This window comes from Brenneria sp. L4-2C, assembly GCF_040240335.1.
In the GTDB taxonomy this organism is placed as follows: Bacteria; Pseudomonadota; Gammaproteobacteria; order Enterobacterales; family Enterobacteriaceae; genus Brenneria.
Genome location: NZ_JBEIAC010000001.1, coordinates 174,605 through 191,744, shown reverse-complemented (window position 1 = coordinate 191,744; position 17,140 = coordinate 174,605). Strand labels below are relative to the sequence as shown.

Below are 17,140 nucleotides of genomic sequence, written 5' to 3'. Positions count from 1 at the left end.
GGGTTTGCTAAACAAATACAATAAAATCCTCATCGTAGCTGTTATCCCCCCTCATGCCGTTACCCGGACTAGCTGGAAAGGTCGACGCAAAGATATTTCATTTCCAGATACTCCTCGATACCGAAACGCGATCCTTCGCGTCCCAGTCCCGACTGTTTCACACCGCCGAAGGGGGCGACTTCATTTGAAATCAACCCGGTGTTAATACCGACCATGCCGTAATCCAGCGCTTCGGGTACGGTCCATTGGCGCACGGCGTCGCGCGTATAGACATACGCCGCCAGCCCGAATTCCGTATCGTTGGCCAGAGCGACCACCTCGGCTTCATCGGTAAACTGAAACAGCGGCGCCACCGGGCCGAATGTTTCTTCGCGGGCAAAACGCATATCGCGCGTGACATCGCCGATAATCGTCGGGGTGAAGAAGGTTCCGCCCAGCTCATGCGGCTTACCGCCGAGCAGCAAGGTTGCGCCTTTCGCCAGCGCATCGGCGATATGCTGCTGTACCTTATCGATGGCATCGTCGTCAATCAACGGGCCTTGCGTCACGCCGGGCTGGGTGCCGTCGCCCACCTTGAGTTTTTCGACCTCGGCAACCAGCTTTTCAACCAGCGTCGGGTAAATGCCTTTTTGTACATAAATGCGGTTGGCGCAGACGCAGGTTTGTCCGCTGTTGCGGAATTTCGAAGCCAGAATGCCCTTCACCGCCAGATCCGCATCGGCATCGTCGAACACGATAAACGGCGCATTGCCGCCCAGTTCCAGCGACAGCTTTTTCACCGTCGGCGCGCTTTGCGCCATCAGAATACGGCCGACTTCCGTTGAGCCGGTAAAGCTCAGTTTTCGCACCACCGGGCTGTCGCACAGCGTTTTGCCTACCGACTGCGCATCCCCGGTGATCACCTGGAGCACGCCGCGCGGGATCCCCGCCTGTTGCGCCAGTTCCCCCAGCGCCAGTGCGGTAAACGGCGTTTGTTCGGCCGGTTTGACAATCATCGCGCAGCCCGCCGCCAGCGCGGGAGCCACTTTGCGGGTGATCATCGCCGCTGGGAAGTTCCACGGCGTAATGGCCGCACAAACGCCGATCGGCTGTTTAATCACCAGCAGTCTCTGCTGACCCTGCGGGGATTGCAGTACGCTGCCTTCAACGCGTTTGGCTTCTTCGGCAAACCAGTCGATAAACGATGCGGCATAACCGATTTCACCGCGCGCTTCCGCCAGCGGCTTGCCCTGTTCCGCGGTCAACAGCGCCGCCAGATCTTCCTGATTTTCCGTAATCAGGCGCGACCAGGCCAGCAGCACGGCCGCGCGTTCTTTCCCGGTACGCTTGCGCCACTCGGCCTGCGCCCGTTGTGCGGCGGCGATCGCCTGGGTAGTTTGTGACGCCGTCACTAGCGGGATGACGCCCAACACCTCGCCGTTGGCCGGGTTGACCACTTCAAGATGTTCGCCGCTCTGGCTGTCTTGCCATTCACCGTCGATTAAACAGTGTTGGCGAAATAATGTTTTTTGATTCAGTTGCATATATTCCTCTTACTGAGTAAGCACCCGAGTCAGAATGCTTAGTGCTTTACTAAACTGATCGTCAGGAATGGTCAGCGGATGCAGGAAACGAATGACGTTGCCGTGTACGCCGCAGGTCAGCAGCAGCAGCCCCTGATCCAGCGCTTCTTTCTGGAACTTGCGCGTAATTTCAGCAGAAGGTTTGCCGGTCTGCGGATCGTTGAACTCGGCCGCCACCATTGACCCCTGAGCACGAACCGCCACCAATGCCGGACACTGCTGTTTTGCCTTTTCCAGCGTTTCCACCAGCGCCGCGCCCAGATGTTGCGAGCGCTGACACAGCTTCTCTTCTTCGATGACGTCCAGTACCGCCAGCGCGGAGGCCACCGCCAGCGGATTACCGGCATAGGTGCCGCCTAATCCGCCGGGACTGGGCGCATCCATCACGTCGGCGCGGCCTACTACGCCGGAAATCGGGAAGCCGCCGCCGAGGCTTTTCGCCATCGTAATCAGGTCAGCCTGCTCTGCGTAATAGTCCATCGCAAACAGCTTGCCGGTACGGGCAAAACCGGTTTGTACTTCATCGGCGATCAGCAGAATACCGTGCTCGTCACATAGTTTGCGTAACGCGCTGATGAATTCAGGCGGCGCGACGTTGAATCCGCCTTCGCCCTGAACCGGCTCCAGCAGAATTGCCGCCACTTGATCGGCGGCGATATCGGTATGCAGCAGGCGGTCGATGCTTTCCAGCGACTGTTCAACGGTAATGCCCGTCTGCGCATTCGGGTACAAGGCGTGAAAAATAGAACCGGGGAACGGGCCGAAGCCGGTAGAGTACGGCGCGACTTTGCCGGTTAACGTCAGGGTCAGCAGCGTACGGCCATGGAATGCGGCGCCGAAGGCGATGACGCCGGGACGTTTGGTATAGGCGCGGGCGATTTTTACCGCATTTTCCACCGCTTCCGCGCCGGTGGTGAAGAACGTGGTTTTCGCCGCTCCTTTGATCGGCGCCAGCGCGTTGATGCGCTCAGCCAGTTCGACATAGCTGCCGTAAGGCACAATCTGATAGGCGGTATGAGTAAAGCGATCCAATTGCTCACGCACCGCCGCCAGGATTTTCGGGTGGCGATGACCGGTATTCAGCACAGCGATCCCTGCGGCGAAATCGATGAACTCGCGTCCCTCGACGTCCCATAACGTGGCGTTTTCCGCACGCGCGGCATAAAAATCGCACATCACTCCCACGCCACGCGGAGTGGCAGCCAGACGTCGTTGATTTAATTCGCTATTACTCATTTTCTGCTCCGATTCAAAGAACTCACCCAACTCACCGATGACGGCGCTATGACCGTGATGTGATTGGTCGCCTCACATCTTTCTGTTGCTATTTATGCGCTAGATGGTTCTATAATCCAGAGCCAGTTTTTAATATTTAAGGGATCCACTTTTGCGTTCGCTCTTAACCGATTTATTACTTCAGCGTTTGAGTAATCAGCAGGAAGGCACGCTGAATAAGCGCCTTTATGACAGTATCCGACTGGCCATTCTCGATGGCGCCATTACCGCCGGCAGCCGGTTGCCCTCTTCACGCGATCTGGCGCATGAGCTGTCGCTATCCCGCAATACCGTGCTGGCGGCCTATGAACAACTGTTGGCCGAGGGGTATGTGGAGGCGCGAACCGGAAGCGGTACCTTTGTCACGCAGCAATTGCCTGACGGCAATATGGCGCCCGTGCGCGATGACAGCGAAATTTTTCCGCGTCAGCCCATGCAGGAGCTGTCGCGCCGCGGAACGCATCTGTTGGGGTATGCCGGCGCTTCCGCCCGCCAATGGGGAGCCTTCATGCCGGGTATTCCCGATATCGCCAGTTTTCCCCATGACCTGTGGCGCCGGATACAAACCCGTTTGACCCGCCGGGTGCAGCCTGAACAACTGTCATATTCACCCGTCGGCGGCTGTCCCGAGCTTCAATTGGCCCTGGTGGATTACCTGCGCGTCGCGCGTTCCGTCGAATGTACCCCCGAACAGATTCTGATTACCGAAGGGACGCACCAGGCGATGGATTTGCTGGCGAAGATGCTTTGTAATCCCGGCGATCTGGCCTGGATTGAAGATCCCTGTTATTGGGGGACGCGTAATCTGCTGACGATTAACGGGCTGCGCGTCGCGCCAATTGAGGTGGATGAGCTGGGAATGGCGCCGCCGGATACCGTTTCATCCCAGTCGATCCCGCGCCTGATCTGCGTGACGCCGTCGCATCAATATCCGTTGGGCGCGGTGATGAGCCTGGCGCGGCGGCAGCGCCTGCTGACGCTGGCGCAGGAACATGGCTGCTGGGTGGTGGAAGATGACTACGACAGCGAGTTTCGCTTCTCCGGCAATCCCATCCCCGCGCTGCAAGGACTGCAAACCCAATCCCCGGTGATCTACATCGGCACCTTCAGCAAAACGCTATATCCGGGGCTGCGCGTCAGTTATATGGTGCTGCCGCCGCAGCTGGCCAGAGAGTTGAAAGTCGCGCACTCGGAGCTTTACCGCGGCGGCCACTGGCTGACGCAGGCGACGCTCGGCCAGTTTATCCGCGAGGGACACTATGCCGCCCATATCCGCCGCATGCGGTTACTCTACGCCCGACGTCGGGCCATATTGACCGAGCTTATCGAACGACATCTCGGCGCGGACTATATCGGCGATAACAGCAACGCCGGACTGCATATGCTGCTCAGACTGCCCGCCGGCATCGATGATGTGCTGCTGAGCGCGCAGATCCTGCGACGTGGCGTCATGGTCAGACCGCTTTCCAGCTACTATTTGCGCCAAACCCGAGATCGGGGGCTGCTGCTGGGATATGCCTGTGTGGAAGAGCGTAAAATGGCCGAGTCATTCGCGGTAATTGTCGACTGCATTCATGCACAAATATCCACAAATCCGCCCCGTTAAGCGGTTTATTTCCACGCACCATCATGGTGCTTTGCCGTTGGCTTGCATCACCATGATGGGGCAAAGCAGTCGGCCGTTTTTTGCCCTATCGGTTTTAACTCATTCGCCACGCTCGATTTAACCAAACAGGCACGATTTATGCATGAGTCAGGTTAAGACACGTTACCGCGAGAAATGGAATAATGAGAACCTATGTCAGTTTCAAGAACATTCAGAAAACCTACGACGGTGATCGCCTGGTAGTAAAAAACCTGAACCTGGATATTCAAGAAGGCGAATTTCTTACCCTGCTCGGCCCTTCCGGATCGGGGAAAACCACCAGTCTGATGATGCTTGCCGGGTTCGAAACGCCGACGCAAGGAGAGATTTTCCTGCGCGATACGCCCTTGCATAATCTGCCGCCGCACCAACGCGGCATCGGGATGGTCTTTCAGAACTACGCGCTATTTCCACATATGACCGTGGCCGAAAACCTGGCGTTTCCCTTGTCTATCCGCCGTTTGAGCAAGGTTGACATCAAAGAGAAAGTCGACCGCGTTCTGGATCGCGTCAAGCTGACCAGTCTGGCCGATCGCTACCCTGCGCAAATGTCCGGCGGCCAGCAGCAACGCGTGGCGCTGGCGCGCGCGCTGGTTTTCGAACCTAAACTGGTGCTGATGGATGAACCGCTGGGCGCATTGGACAAACAGTTACGTGAACATATGCAGTTGGAAATTAAAGAATTGCATGAGTCGTTGGCGCTAACCGTGGTCTATGTGACCCACGATCAGAGCGAAGCGATGACCATGTCCAACCGCGTGGCCGTCTTCAACGATGGCGTGATTCAGCAGATGGACAGCCCGAGCGATATTTATGAAAAACCGGAAAATGCTTTTGTGGCGCAGTTTATTGGTGAAAACAATACGCTGATCGCCACTCAGTCCGGTTCGGACGGTAATTTCTATCGCGCCACGCTGGATGACGGTACCCAGCTTCAGGCGCTGAAGGTTCGCCCTAGCTCGCCCGGTAAAAAAATCACGCTATGTATTCGACCGGAACGCATTCGGATTAATGCGGACAACCCCGGCGCCGGCGCCCAACAGGTAAAGGCGCGCATCCAACAGTTTATTTATCTGGGCGATCATGTACGCATGATGACCGAAGTCGCCGGTCAGCCGCAGTTTATGGTGAAACTGCCCGCCAGTGAAATTCAACCGCATTGGAAAGCCGGTAGCGAAGTGACGTTATCCTGGCACCCGGAACATCTGCGCGCGCTGGATGTGGTAAAAACCCACTGATACAAGACCGACAAAAAACGCACGCCGAAGTGGCGTGCGTTTTCTCACGGAACGAACTGACTTAGCCGCGGATTTTACGGTATATCCACAGTACGACAATCGCGCCAATCACCGCGACGATAAAGCTGCCGAAATTGAAACCGTCGACGCGACCAAAACCGAAGAACGTGCTGATATAGCCCCCGACCACGGCACCGATAATCCCCAGCACCACCGTCAGGATAAAACCACCTCCGTCTTTACCAGGCATGATCCACTTAGCCAAAATACCTGCAATCAACCCAAAAATAACCCAGGACAAAATTCCCATATTAACCTCGCTTTTATTATGGAGGGCTCTACTCCCCGCCCTCCGTCGGACAACAGCAAACAGCACCGATGAGTTTATCTGCAAAATTATTGGTGCAGGACACGCGGTTGTAAGTATAGACAAGAATTATCATTCGGGGAGACGAGAAGGCGTTTAACTAACCGTTTGATTATATTATCGACTATGGATGTTCCCGCGATAGCTGTTATCCAATTGTAAACGTTTCCTAAACGAAGTGGTTATTTGCCGTTGATTATAGAAGTAATCCTAAGTAAGGCGATATGCCCCTCGGCTAAACTGTTTATTACAGCACTTTGTCGCTGTTTCAACAGGATTGACTGAGGAACAACATGAAGGAAGTCAGTAAAGAACGATTTATCGGGCTGGAATGGCTGCGATTTCTGCTCGGCTGCTATGTGATGATTTATCACACGATCCATACTTATCCTCAACGCGCGCGCGTGCCGTTTCTGGATGAGCTCACCAGCATGGGATTTTTTGCCACCAGCACATTCTTTGTACTGTCTGGTTTTTTATTGGCGCATGTCTATATCAGGGACGGCCGCTTACGTGAACCCGCCCGCCGGTTCTGGGCAAAACGTTTCTTTAATCTCTATCCGATTCATATTATCGCGTTGCTGGCGTCCATCGCCGTTGTGACCCTGATGCAATGGCTCGCTATTCCGCCGGAAGGGCAAGTGGCCAGCGCCCGTTTCGTGATTTACGACACCAATGATCCGAATGTCGATCCGCAAACCTTGCGCCACTACATGACAAACACCCAACTGGCATTTAACAGTCTGTTGCAGTTATTGATGCTACAAGCGTGGAACCCCTACTTCCTGACCTTCAATGCTCCGCTGTGGTCGCTTTCTACGCTTTTCTTTTTCTATCTGACGTTTCCCCTGCTGGCGCCCCGGCTGCTAAGAAGCCTTCATCCTTGGGTGTGGATGGGGATCGTGTTCCTGCTCTATCTGCTGCCGCCGATTTGGGTGATCTGGCAACAGCAATATGGGATGCCTTATACCGGCTTGTTACAGCGCGGACCGATCTTCCGTCTGCCTGAGTTTCTGGCCGGTATTCTGGGCTATGCCATCTTTCGCAATTATCGTCAAAAAAGCACAAAACCGCTGACCAGAGGACGGTATTACGCCCTGGTCCTGTTTATCATAGTCAACTTTGTTATCGGCACCTGGTTGTACACCCATGGCGAAGCCTACTGGTACTTTCTGCTGCATAACGGGTTGCTGTTGCCTGCGCAGGTCATGCTGGTCTGCCTCTGCGCGTTGGCGCGGGAACCCGACAGCAAATGGTTGCGCCACTGGTCGCCACGCTTGGGCGCCGCGTCGTTATCCATTTTCGCACTGCATGTGCCGCTGTTTAACTTATTCCGTACGGTTGAACAGTTGGTGCGCGGCAATCCGTTGGCGTGTTTCAGCGAGTGGGATCGCTGTGTCGCCGCCGCCGGGCAGGTTCAGCTATCGATGACGGGCTATATTATTTTCCTGCTGTCCACCGTAGCGCTGTGCGTACTGTTCCAGGAACAGATTGTTCTTCGTGTTCGACAATGTCTGACTGAGCGTTACCTGAATCGCAATGTGTCATCCTGCTCACAGAGCGCAACCTGAGTCTTGTAGCAGCTATAACGTGAAATGTGATAGACCTCGCGTTATAGCTGTTAATAATCAATCGCATCTTTTATAACTATTTACATTCTAATCAACCCCCGTTTTGGGCTAGAGCATCCTTTCAATTCCTGTTAATGTTCCCCATTCCGGTTTGAACCGGTTAATGAATCATCGGCGGTACGTCTTAAATGACGGCTTTCCAACACTTGTCACTACTGTTTATCTGGCAAAATGACACTATCCAAACACGCAATATCTTCCCTGAGTCTGGTTATCACGCTTGCTTCCGCAGGTATTACCCAAAGCCATGCCGACACCATTTGGCTGACCAATGGCGACCAGATCAGCGGTAAGATCACACTGCTCGACGGCGGTAAATTGTTCATTACCACCGATTATGCCGGTTCAATCTCTGTTTCATGGGATAAGGTAAAAACCTTCGAAACCGATCACGGTCTGGTGATTCAGGGCGAACGCTATAAGGAAGGCTCGCTGTATCCGGTGGTTAAGGCTGGGGAAAATCGCGCGATTATCGCCATGCCATCGCTTGCCAACGACGCTGCCGGGCCGCAAACATTGCAGCTTTCTGAGATCAAGTCCATCGTTGCCCAGAAGCCGCTGGTAACGGACTTATCCTGGAAAGGCAATATTGATGCCGGGATGTCGCACAAGAAAAGTTCGACGACAACGGATAACTATGACGCCACGCTCAGCACGCAAGCCCGTCACGGAACCTGGCGCCACAATATTGACGCCAGCTACCACCTGGCAAAAGAAAACAAGGTCGAAAGCACCAAGAATGCCGGCGGCGAATATGCGTTGGATAAATTCATCGACGAACACTGGTACTGGCAGGGACGTTACCAATACAAGCGTGACTGGATTGAGAATATCAAGATCAACCGTTCATTCGCGCTGGGTCCTGGTTATCAGTTCTGGGATAACGATCTTGGCGCCTTCTCGCTGACGACGCTGGTCGGTACTCAGGCCTATATTTATCAGGATAACGATAAAGACGACTTCTACTCAGGCGGTATTAAATGGGCTTACAACCGTTTCCTGTTTAGTAAATCGGTAGAAGCCTTCACCAGCGGTGAACTGGGTCGCTCCTTCGACGCTACCGCGCCGCTTTATTTGCAAGCCGATGCCGGCCTGCGTTTCAAGCTGACCGACTGGTCTTCGATGAATATGAAGGTGACGCGCACCCGAACCGAAAGCAAACAGGGTAATGTCAACGATACGCTGTACACCATGGGCGTGGGCGTAGGCTGGTAATTCGCCGCATCAAGAATGAAATACCGTCAGCGAACCGCGTGGATAACGATGGTTCGCTGGCTTTTTTATGATGGGCTTTCTGTCCATCATCCTGCGGGGCCGCTGCGGTCGGACGATTGACAATCCTCATGTTCTTGGTTCGATTAAGAATCTCATCTCCTTGACGGGGCGTGAATCAATCGAGGTAAGGCAGGCATACGCCGCTTCGACCATGACCCGCGCGTACAGGGTTAACGCGGCTTTGCCTCGTCGTTCTCCGCCGCTTGTTGCAGCAAACGAACCTGCCGGGCCAGTTCGCACAGCCCGTCATCTTCCATGCCGTAGGTTTTCAATTCTCGCTCCAGAGCAAACAGATACTGCGCGTTGGTACCCAGCGGTCCGCTGGCCTGGGCAATAAGCGGAGCCACCTGTTTAATGCAGATGTCGTCTTCCATGAGCGGATGATCCAGGGCGGACACGAAAACCAGTGCAGTGACAGTGTCACCATTTTGTTGCTGTAGCTCAAACCAGCCGGGACGATAGCACCCCGTCAGCATTTCCCGCTTCCATAACAGCTCCAAATCTTCACGCAACGAAGACTCAGACAAACGAAAAGCCAGCCCGGTGGTTTTTCCGCCCGGCACCAATGCCAACATGCGGCCTGGGCGATTCGTCGTCCCCCGCCCGACCGTCAGGCGCAGACAAAAAGCCCGATGCCAGTCATGCAGCGTCGCCAGACAGGCTTCTTCCGCATCAAAAACCGGGTTCCACATCAGAGAACCATAGCCGAATACCCAGATCGGGCCATTGTCGGGACGACAGGCCAACGTCTTTTCCAGCGATTCCGCGCGCTGTTGCGGCGTGAGTAATAACGTATCCTCAATACATCCAAACGCTGTTCTACAATCTGCTTTTTGCAAAAAATCACGTGTTAACACGACTTACCACTCCCAGATCATTCTATTTACCGCCCATCAGGCATGTTATCGTTCCATCCTTAAAACCCAACACTGTTGCTTGACTGCTTTTTAGGCAGTAATGACACGAGATTATTCATTTCCTGTGCAGCAATCAAGTTTGATCTCGTCCGCAAAAAATGAAAAAGCGCACGGCTGGGGGCGTTATGATAATTCATGCCCGGCGTCCGCAACCCAACAGAGATCAAAATGCCTCTAACACGCCGGAAATAGAGGAGAAAGCTGAACAATACGGCAGAACCCAGAGAAAACTGTCGTTTCAGTCAGAGTTCTCCGAATTAATCTACACTGGTAACGGCGGAAACTGATTTGACTATTTTCGGATGTCGGTCCGAATGTCGGGCTTTGTCGGAATGCGGGGCAACAGCGAATCGCCGTTCAGCGCCGTCATCATGCCGGTTGAGATGAAAAACATAATCCTAATAGCCGTTAGAGTGATAGTTTTTAATGAAATGGGCCAAATCAAAAGAAACCTTGCGATAAATTCCCTGCTGGCAGGATTAATCATAAAAATTAACCACAAAAAACATATTTAATATTATTGCGATAGAAAGAAGATAACAATATCCCGACCGTTCGTTTTAATTACCGGCCCCAAGCGTAAAAATCCGTAAAAAAACCGCGAGAAGCCGCAGAATCTGTTAATCTATACCTTCTTTTTACGATATGACTACTTTTCTGTAACCTGATAGCTAAAAATAAATTTTTGATGACATTTTGTTTTCGCCATAGCGCATAATTCCGCTGGATAAGGAGAACCCCCGTAATGAAGTCTCACTCTGAGGTTGTCAAAACCCGCCATCAGGAATATTCACTTATTCTGCCGATCGTCGCATTGATCGTTTTGTTCCTGTGGGGGGACACGCAAGATTTCCTCTCTATTCTGGGTATCAACATGCTGGCTCTGGCCGGTATTCTGTTCAGCGCCTTTAGCGTTGTTCGTCATGCCGATGTGCTCGCCCACCGCCTGGGTGAACCCTATGGGTCATTGATCCTCAGCCTGTCGGTGGTCATTCTTGAGGTTAGCCTGATTTCGGCCTTAATGGCGACCGGCGATGCCGGACCCGATCTCATGCGGGATACGCTCTACTCGATTATTGTAATTGTCACCGGCGGTCTGGTTGGTTTCGCGCTGCTGCTGGGCGGACGCAAATTTGCAACGCAGTACGTTAACCTGAGCGGCATCAAACAGTATCTGATGGCCATTTTCCCGTTGGCGGTGATTGTGCTGGTTTTCCCCAGCGCCTTGCCCGAGGGGAACTTCAGCGTCGCCCAATCGCTGATTGTGGCGCTGATTTCCGCCGCGATGTACGGCGTGTTTCTGCTGATTCAAACCCGGACCCACCAAAGTCTGTTTGTTTACGAACATGAAGATGAAGGCGACGCCGACGATCCGCATCATGGTAAGCCGTCCGGACACAGTTCGTTATGGCATACGGCGTGGTTATTGATTCACCTGATCGCCGTTATCAGCGTAACCAAAATGGATTCTCAACCGCTGGAAGCCCTGCTGACGGAGATGAATGCGCCGGCCCAGTTCACCGGTTTCCTGGTCGCCCTGTTGATCCTGTCGCCTGAAGGACTGGGCGCTATCCGCGCCGTGCTGAAAAATCAGGTACAGCGCGCCATGAATCTGTTCTTCGGTTCTGTGTTGGCGACCATTTCATTGACGGTGCCTACCGTCACCGTTATCGCCATGCTGACCGGCCGCACATTGAATTTCGGACTGGATTTACCGCATATCGTCGTAATGCTGGCGGTATTGGTGCTGTGCCATATTACGTTTTCAACCGGCAGAACCAACGTCTTGAGCGGCAGCGCGCATCTGGCGTTATTCGCCGCCTACCTGATGACCATCATGCTTTAACCCCTTCTTTTTTGCCGGCATTGCATTTTTGCATTGCCGGCCATCATAACAAGCATCTCTTGATGTATATCTGGATTTTCCAGGAACATCAGGCGTATCGTATATAGTGCTTATCTATCTACGACGGACCCAGCCGGCCCGCCATTTTGTTTTTCTTTTTTTACGTGGTTCTTCCTTAGATGAAAACGCATGGAATTAACGGCATCAAACCGTTCAGCGCGCTTATTGACGCGTGCTGGCGCGAAAAATATACATTACAACGCTTCACCCAAGATATTATTGCCGGCATTACGGTTGGTATCATCGCTATTCCTTTAGCCATGGCGCTGGCGATAGCCAGCGGCGTCCCTCCTCAATACGGCTTGTATACCGCAGCAATCGCCGGGATTATCATTGCGATCAGCGGTGGTTCCCGCTATAGCGTCTCCGGGCCGACGGCCGCTTTTGTCGTGATCCTCTATCCGGTTTCCCAGCAATACGGGCTTTCCGGCTTGCTGATCGCCAGCCTGCTCTCCGGGGTCTTCCTGTTGCTGATGGGAATATGCCGCTTCGGGCGCTTGATCGAATACATTCCCCTGTCGGTGACGCTGGGCTTTACTTCCGGGATCGCCATTACCATCGGGACGATGCAGATTAAAGATTTTTTCGGTCTGCATATGGAAGTGGTGCCCGAGCACTATGTCGGCAAAGTGGTTGCGTTGGCGCAGTCAATGCCCACATTGCACATCGGCGATACGCTGATTGGCATCGTCACGCTGGCGGTGCTGATTGGCTGGCCCAAGTTGGGGATTCGTTTGCCGGGGCATTTGCCCGCATTATTGGCGGGCGTCGCCGTCATGGGCATCCTGTCGTTATTCGGCGTTCATGTCGCCACCATTGGTTCCCGTTTCAGCTACCTGCTGGCCGACGGCACGCAGGGGCAAGGGATCCCGCCGATTCTGCCGCAATTGGTGCTGCCCTGGAATGTGACCGCGCCGGGCGGTCAGGCGATGGAACTGAGCTGGCAAAGCATTTCCGCCCTGCTGCCGGTGGCCTTTTCGATGGCGGTGCTGGGGGCGATTGAGTCCCTGTTGTGCGCCGTGGTGCTGGATGGCATGACGGGTAAGAAACACAACTCCAATGCCGAACTGATTGGTCAGGGTTTCGGTAATATCATCGCCCCGTTCTTTGGCGGGATTACGGCCACCGCCGCTATCGCGCGTTCCGCGGCGAACGTGCGCGCGGGCGCGACATCGCCGGTTTCGGCCATCGTCCACTCCCTGCTGGTATTGCTGGCGCTGCTGGTTCTGGCCCCCTGGTTGTCTTACCTGCCGCTGGCGGCCATGGCGTCATTGTTGCTGATGGTCGCCTGGAATATGAGCGAAGCGCACAAGGTGGTCGATCTGCTGCGCCATGCGCCGAAAGACGACATTATCGTGATGATGCTCTGCATGTCGCTGACCGTGCTGTTTGATATGGTCGTCGCCATCACCATCGGGATTGTACTGGCGTCGCTGCTGTTTATGCGCCGCATTGCGCAAATGACCAGGCTGAGCGAACTGCCGGGTACCCAGTCACCCGATCAACTGGTGCTGCGCGTCAACGGCCCGCTGTTCTTTGCCGCGGCCGAGCGTATCTTCAGCGACTTAATGAATCGTTGTCAGGATTACCAAACGATCATCCTCCAGTGGGATGCCGTCCCGGTGCTGGATGCCGGTGGGTTAAATGCCCTGCTGCGTTTCAGCGACGCGTTGCCGGAAGGAAAACATCTGATTATCACCGATATTCCATTTCAACCGCTGAAAACGCTGGCGCGCGCCAATGTTCATCCGATTGACGGCCGCCTCAGTTTTTACGGCTCTCTGGCTCAGGCGTTGGACGCCGTTGGGGAAACGAAGGCGTTGAACGCGCCGAAATAGGTAAGTGAGACGCTACCGGCGAGGTTAGCAGCATAAAAGGCACGCCTCTGACAGGCGTGCCGGTTTATTTCACCAGCGCGTTCGGCTCCGTCACAATCCGCACGGACAAACACTCATCCTGCTGGGTCAATGCCAGCGAATCATGACACTCCTCATCAATGACGCCCAATTGCTCATTCGTCAACGGATAAGGCAGTTGAATATCAAATGTCTGTAGGCCTTGCTGCCGCGCCAGCTCGATCAGTCTGGCGATATTTATCTCATCGCTGACCTGCGTGGAGAGAACTTGCATGGCAAGCATTTTAAGACGATCTTTGAAGGATACTTTCTGCCGGGATAACGGTGTCTTGGTCACCATGCCGAAAAACGGCCAAACGCCGTAGATGGCGTCAATAAAACGCCAGTGCTTCTTACACAATGCTGCCAGATAATCTGTATAGTCGATGCATATTCTTTCGTTGAAATATGCCGGCTCGTCGGGGTGATACTTCGCCATCCCCTATCTCCTCTTTGCCGCGCACGGTTTTGCGATAAAACCTTAGCATGCGAAACCGTTTATTCCAGTATAGTGGCATGGTTTAGTGCGATTTTACCAGTCAGTTTGGAGTATTGATTGTGGCAACTTTTTCTTCCGCTCCCGTATTGATTACCGGCGGCATCAGGCGCATCGGACTGGCGCTGACGCGTTCATTTCTGGCGAAAAACATTCCGGTGATCGTCAGCTGGCGTACGCCGTATCCCGAGCTTGAGGAATTAACGCAACTGGGCGCCGTCTGTTTGCCGGCCGACTTTTCCACAACAGAGCAAATTTACGCCTTTGCCGAACAGGTGAAAGCGCTGGCGCCGCAACTGCGGGGGATTATCCACAACGCCAGTAGCTGGCAGGCGGAAAGTTCGGCGATACCACCGGAAAAGACGCTGGCGGAAATGTTGCAAATCCACGTTTACACGCCCTACCTGCTCAACCAGTTACTGGAGTCCTGCCTGCGCGGTCAGGGCGTCGCCGGCGCCGATATCATTCATCTCACCGACTATGTGGCGGCAAAAGGCAGCGATAAGCATATCGCGTATGCCGCGAGTAAAGCGGCGCTGGACAATATGACCCGTTCTTTTGCCCGCAAGCTGGCGCCTGAAGTGAAAGTTAATGCGATCGCGCCCGCGCTGATCATGTTTCATGAGCATGATAATGAGCAATATCGACGGCAGGCGCTGGATAAATCGCTGATGAAAATCGCGCCGGGCGAAGAGGAAGTGGTCCGGCTGGTGGATTACCTGATGTCCAGCCGTTATATCACTGGGCAGACCCTGGGATTGGATGGCGGCCGCGCGCTGCGTTGAGGCATTAATCGCCAGGCAGTTAACACCCGTTTACGCTTCATGGCTGGAGCTTGCCAGGTCATCGATCTATGCTAGCCGCAGCGGTTTTGGGGAACACGGGCGCCATGTATAAAATTGTTTTTATAGAAGACGATGCAGAAGTCGGTAAGCTGATCGCCGCTTATCTCGGCAAGCATGATATTGAGGTCAGGGTCGAAGCGCGCGGCGATCGGGCGCTGGCGTTTATCGAACAGCAGCGGCCCGACCTGGTGCTGCTGGATATCATGCTGCCGGGCAAGGACGGCATGACGATCTGCCGTGAATTGCGTCCGCAATACCGCGGCCCGATCGTCCTGCTGACCTCGCTGGATAGCGATATGAATCATATTCTGGCGCTGGAAATGGGCGCCGATGATTATATTCTGAAAACCACCCCGCCCGCGGTTCTGCTCGCTCGACTGCGTCTGCATTTCCGCCAGTACGGCAATGCGCCGCAGGCGGGGATAGAGCCAGTCGCCGCGCCGTTGCAGGTTCACAAACCTTTGCACTTTGGTCTGCTATGCATCGACCCCGTTAACCGTGAAGTGACGCTGGGGGAGGAAAACATCGCGTTATCAACCGCTGATTTCGACCTACTCTGGCAACTGGCGACCCATGCCGGAAATATCATGGATCGCGATGCGCTGCTGAGAAATCTTCGCGGCGTCAGCTACGATGGCATGGATCGCAGCATCGATGTCGCGATTTCCCGCCTGCGTAAAAAGCTCTACGACAATCCGACGGAGCCGTTCCGTATCAAGACCGTGCGCAACAAAGGCTATCTGTTCGCGCCCCATACCTGGGAAAGCGTGGCGTCATGAAAAAACTGTTTATCCAGTTTTTTTTGCTGTTGTTCGCCTGTTTTGTGGTCATGACGCTGCTGGTCGGGCTGGTCTATAAAGTCACCGCTGAACGCGCCGGAAGACAGTCCATGGACGATCTGATGAAAAGCTCGCTCTATCTGATCCGCAATGAACTGCGCACCATCCCGCCGCGCGATTGGCACAAGACCATCAGCCAGTTGGATTTAAACCTGTCGTTTCAATTGCAAATCGAACCATTGAATAAATATGCGTTGAGTCGCAGCGCGCAACAGCGGCTGAATCAGGGCGAGATCGTCGCGCTCGACAATGAATATACGTTTATTCAACGAATTCCCCGCAGCCATTATGTGCTGGCGGTCGGGCCGATCCCCTATCTGTTTTTTCTGCATGAAATGCGCCTGCTGGATCTGTTGCTGGTCATGCTGATTGGTTTGTCGCTGGCGCTGCCGGTGTTCTTGTGGATGCGGCCTCACTGGAAGGCGATGCTGCAACTGGAAAATGCGGCGCAGCGCTTCGGCGATGGGCATCTTGAAGAGCGTATCCATTTTGACGATACCTCCAGCCTGTTTCGTCTCGGTATCGCATTTAATCTGATGGCGGATAACCTGAATCAACTGATCGCCAGTAAAAAGCAGCTTATCGATAACATCGCTCACGAATTACGTACGCCGCTGGTGCGTTTACGCTATCGGCTCGCCATCAGTGAAAATTTAACCGAAGAAGAACAGCAGGCATTAAATCGGGATATCGGCCAGCTTGAAGCGCTGATCGACGAACTGCTGACTTATGCCAGATTAGACCGGCCGCAGGTGACGCTGCACCTCAGCGAAATCGACCTCCCCGGCTGGTTACAAACCAAAGTCGATGACTTCCGGCTTATCCATCCCGATAAACGCATCACGCTGGCTATCCCCAATCGGACGAATTTCGGCTATCTCGACCTGCGTTTGATGGAGCGCGTGTTGAATAACCTCGTCAACAACGGATTACGTTTCTGCCGCACCCGCCTGCACATCAGTCTGCTGTCGGACGGCCACCATACCGCCAGTCTTTACGTTGAGGACGACGGGCCGGGCATCGACCCGGCGCGGCGGGAACAAATCTTTGAGCCTTTCGTCCGGCTGGAAGCGGGAATTGAAAACAGCAGCGGCGGTTGCGGACTCGGTCTGGCTATTGTTCACGCCATCGTCCGGGCGCACGAAGGCACCATCAGCGTGGATAATAGCTCGCTGGGCGGCGCCGGATTTTGCTTTTCCTGGCCGATCAAACATGCCGCCGCGCCGCAGACTGCGGCGCATAGCTGACG

General features: G+C 54.2%; 14 protein-coding genes. 9 read left to right on the top strand and 5 right to left on the bottom strand.

Annotated elements, in window-relative coordinates; all coding sequences use genetic code 11:
• Window positions 1-68: 68 nt before the first annotated feature.
• Both ABRZ26_RS00885 and ABRZ26_RS00880 read right to left on the bottom strand, forming a co-directional pair.
• Window positions 69-1,523: an NAD-dependent succinate-semialdehyde dehydrogenase gene (locus ABRZ26_RS00885; protein WP_319602374.1), complete on the bottom strand. Its 1,455-nt coding sequence runs from the start codon at window positions 1,521-1,523 to the stop codon at window positions 69-71.
• A gap of 9 nt (window positions 1,524-1,532) precedes the next feature.
• Window positions 1,533-2,798: a 4-aminobutyrate--2-oxoglutarate transaminase gene (locus ABRZ26_RS00880; protein WP_319602373.1), complete on the bottom strand. Its 1,266-nt coding sequence runs from the start codon at window positions 2,796-2,798 to the stop codon at window positions 1,533-1,535.
• Between the two features lie 151 nt (window positions 2,799-2,949).
• Here ABRZ26_RS00880 and pdxR point away from each other — a divergent pair, with 151 nt between their 5' ends.
• Both pdxR and ABRZ26_RS00870 read left to right on the top strand, forming a co-directional pair.
• A complete protein-coding gene (gene pdxR / locus ABRZ26_RS00875) occupies window positions 2,950-4,443 on the top strand; it encodes a MocR-like pyridoxine biosynthesis transcription factor PdxR (RefSeq protein ID WP_319602372.1) in 1,494 nt (497 codons plus the stop codon).
• A 182-nt stretch (window positions 4,444-4,625) separates the two neighbouring features.
• Complete coding sequence (locus tag ABRZ26_RS00870) at window positions 4,626-5,720, top strand: ABC transporter ATP-binding protein (protein WP_319602371.1); 1,095 nt, start codon at window positions 4,626-4,628, stop codon at window positions 5,718-5,720.
• A gap of 61 nt (window positions 5,721-5,781) precedes the next feature.
• On the opposite strand, the gene ABRZ26_RS00865 is transcribed toward ABRZ26_RS00870, so the two are convergent.
• The gene (locus tag ABRZ26_RS00865; protein ID WP_319602370.1) at window positions 5,782-6,030 is read right to left on the bottom strand and encodes a GlsB/YeaQ/YmgE family stress response membrane protein; all 249 of its coding nucleotides are present in this window, start codon (window positions 6,028-6,030) and stop codon (window positions 5,782-5,784) included.
• A 350-nt stretch (window positions 6,031-6,380) separates the two neighbouring features.
• Here ABRZ26_RS00865 and ABRZ26_RS00860 point away from each other — a divergent pair, with 350 nt between their 5' ends.
• Window positions 6,381-7,658, top strand: coding sequence for an acyltransferase family protein (locus ABRZ26_RS00860; RefSeq protein ID WP_319602369.1), 1,278 nt, complete (start codon window positions 6,381-6,383; stop codon window positions 7,656-7,658).
• Window positions 7,659-7,889: 231 nt separating this feature from the next.
• Entirely contained in the window at window positions 7,890-8,933 is a 1,044-nt protein-coding gene (locus ABRZ26_RS00855) for a DUF481 domain-containing protein (RefSeq protein WP_319602368.1), read from the top strand.
• A gap of 230 nt (window positions 8,934-9,163) precedes the next feature.
• On the opposite strand, the gene ABRZ26_RS00850 is transcribed toward ABRZ26_RS00855, so the two are convergent.
• Complete coding sequence (locus ABRZ26_RS00850; RefSeq protein WP_319602367.1) at window positions 9,164-9,850, bottom strand: gamma-glutamylcyclotransferase; 687 nt, start codon at window positions 9,848-9,850, stop codon at window positions 9,164-9,166.
• A gap of 805 nt (window positions 9,851-10,655) precedes the next feature.
• On the opposite strand from ABRZ26_RS00850, the gene chaA reads away from it, so the two are divergent.
• Window positions 10,656-11,756: a sodium-potassium/proton antiporter ChaA gene (gene chaA, locus ABRZ26_RS00845; protein WP_319602366.1), complete on the top strand. Its 1,101-nt coding sequence runs from the start codon at window positions 10,656-10,658 to the stop codon at window positions 11,754-11,756.
• Window positions 11,757-11,935: 179 nt separating this feature from the next.
• The gene (gene dauA / locus ABRZ26_RS00840; RefSeq protein ID WP_319602365.1) at window positions 11,936-13,654 is read left to right on the top strand and encodes a C4-dicarboxylic acid transporter DauA; all 1,719 of its coding nucleotides are present in this window, start codon (window positions 11,936-11,938) and stop codon (window positions 13,652-13,654) included.
• A 64-nt stretch (window positions 13,655-13,718) separates the two neighbouring features.
• Here dauA and ABRZ26_RS00835 read toward each other — a convergent pair whose 3' ends face one another.
• Window positions 13,719-14,150 (bottom strand): hypothetical protein, encoded by a 432-nt coding sequence (locus tag ABRZ26_RS00835; protein WP_319602364.1) that lies wholly within the window; start codon window positions 14,148-14,150, stop codon window positions 13,719-13,721.
• 119 nt (window positions 14,151-14,269) lie between these two features.
• Between ABRZ26_RS00835 and folM the strand changes: the two genes are divergently transcribed.
• From folM to rstB, 3 genes are all read left to right on the top strand, one after another.
• Window positions 14,270-14,992 (top strand): dihydromonapterin reductase, encoded by a 723-nt coding sequence (folM, locus tag ABRZ26_RS00830; protein ID WP_319602363.1) that lies wholly within the window; start codon window positions 14,270-14,272, stop codon window positions 14,990-14,992.
• Window positions 14,993-15,096: 104 nt separating this feature from the next.
• Window positions 15,097-15,831 carry a two-component system response regulator RstA gene (gene rstA, locus ABRZ26_RS00825; protein ID WP_319602362.1) on the top strand — a complete coding sequence of 245 codons (735 nt, stop codon included), beginning with the start codon at window positions 15,097-15,099 and terminating at the stop codon, window positions 15,829-15,831.
• The gene (rstB, locus tag ABRZ26_RS00820) at window positions 15,828-17,138 is read left to right on the top strand and encodes a two-component system sensor histidine kinase RstB (protein WP_319602361.1); all 1,311 of its coding nucleotides are present in this window, start codon (window positions 15,828-15,830) and stop codon (window positions 17,136-17,138) included. Before rstA ends, rstB begins: the two co-directional genes overlap by 4 nt.
• Window positions 17,139-17,140 lie beyond the last annotated feature (2 nt).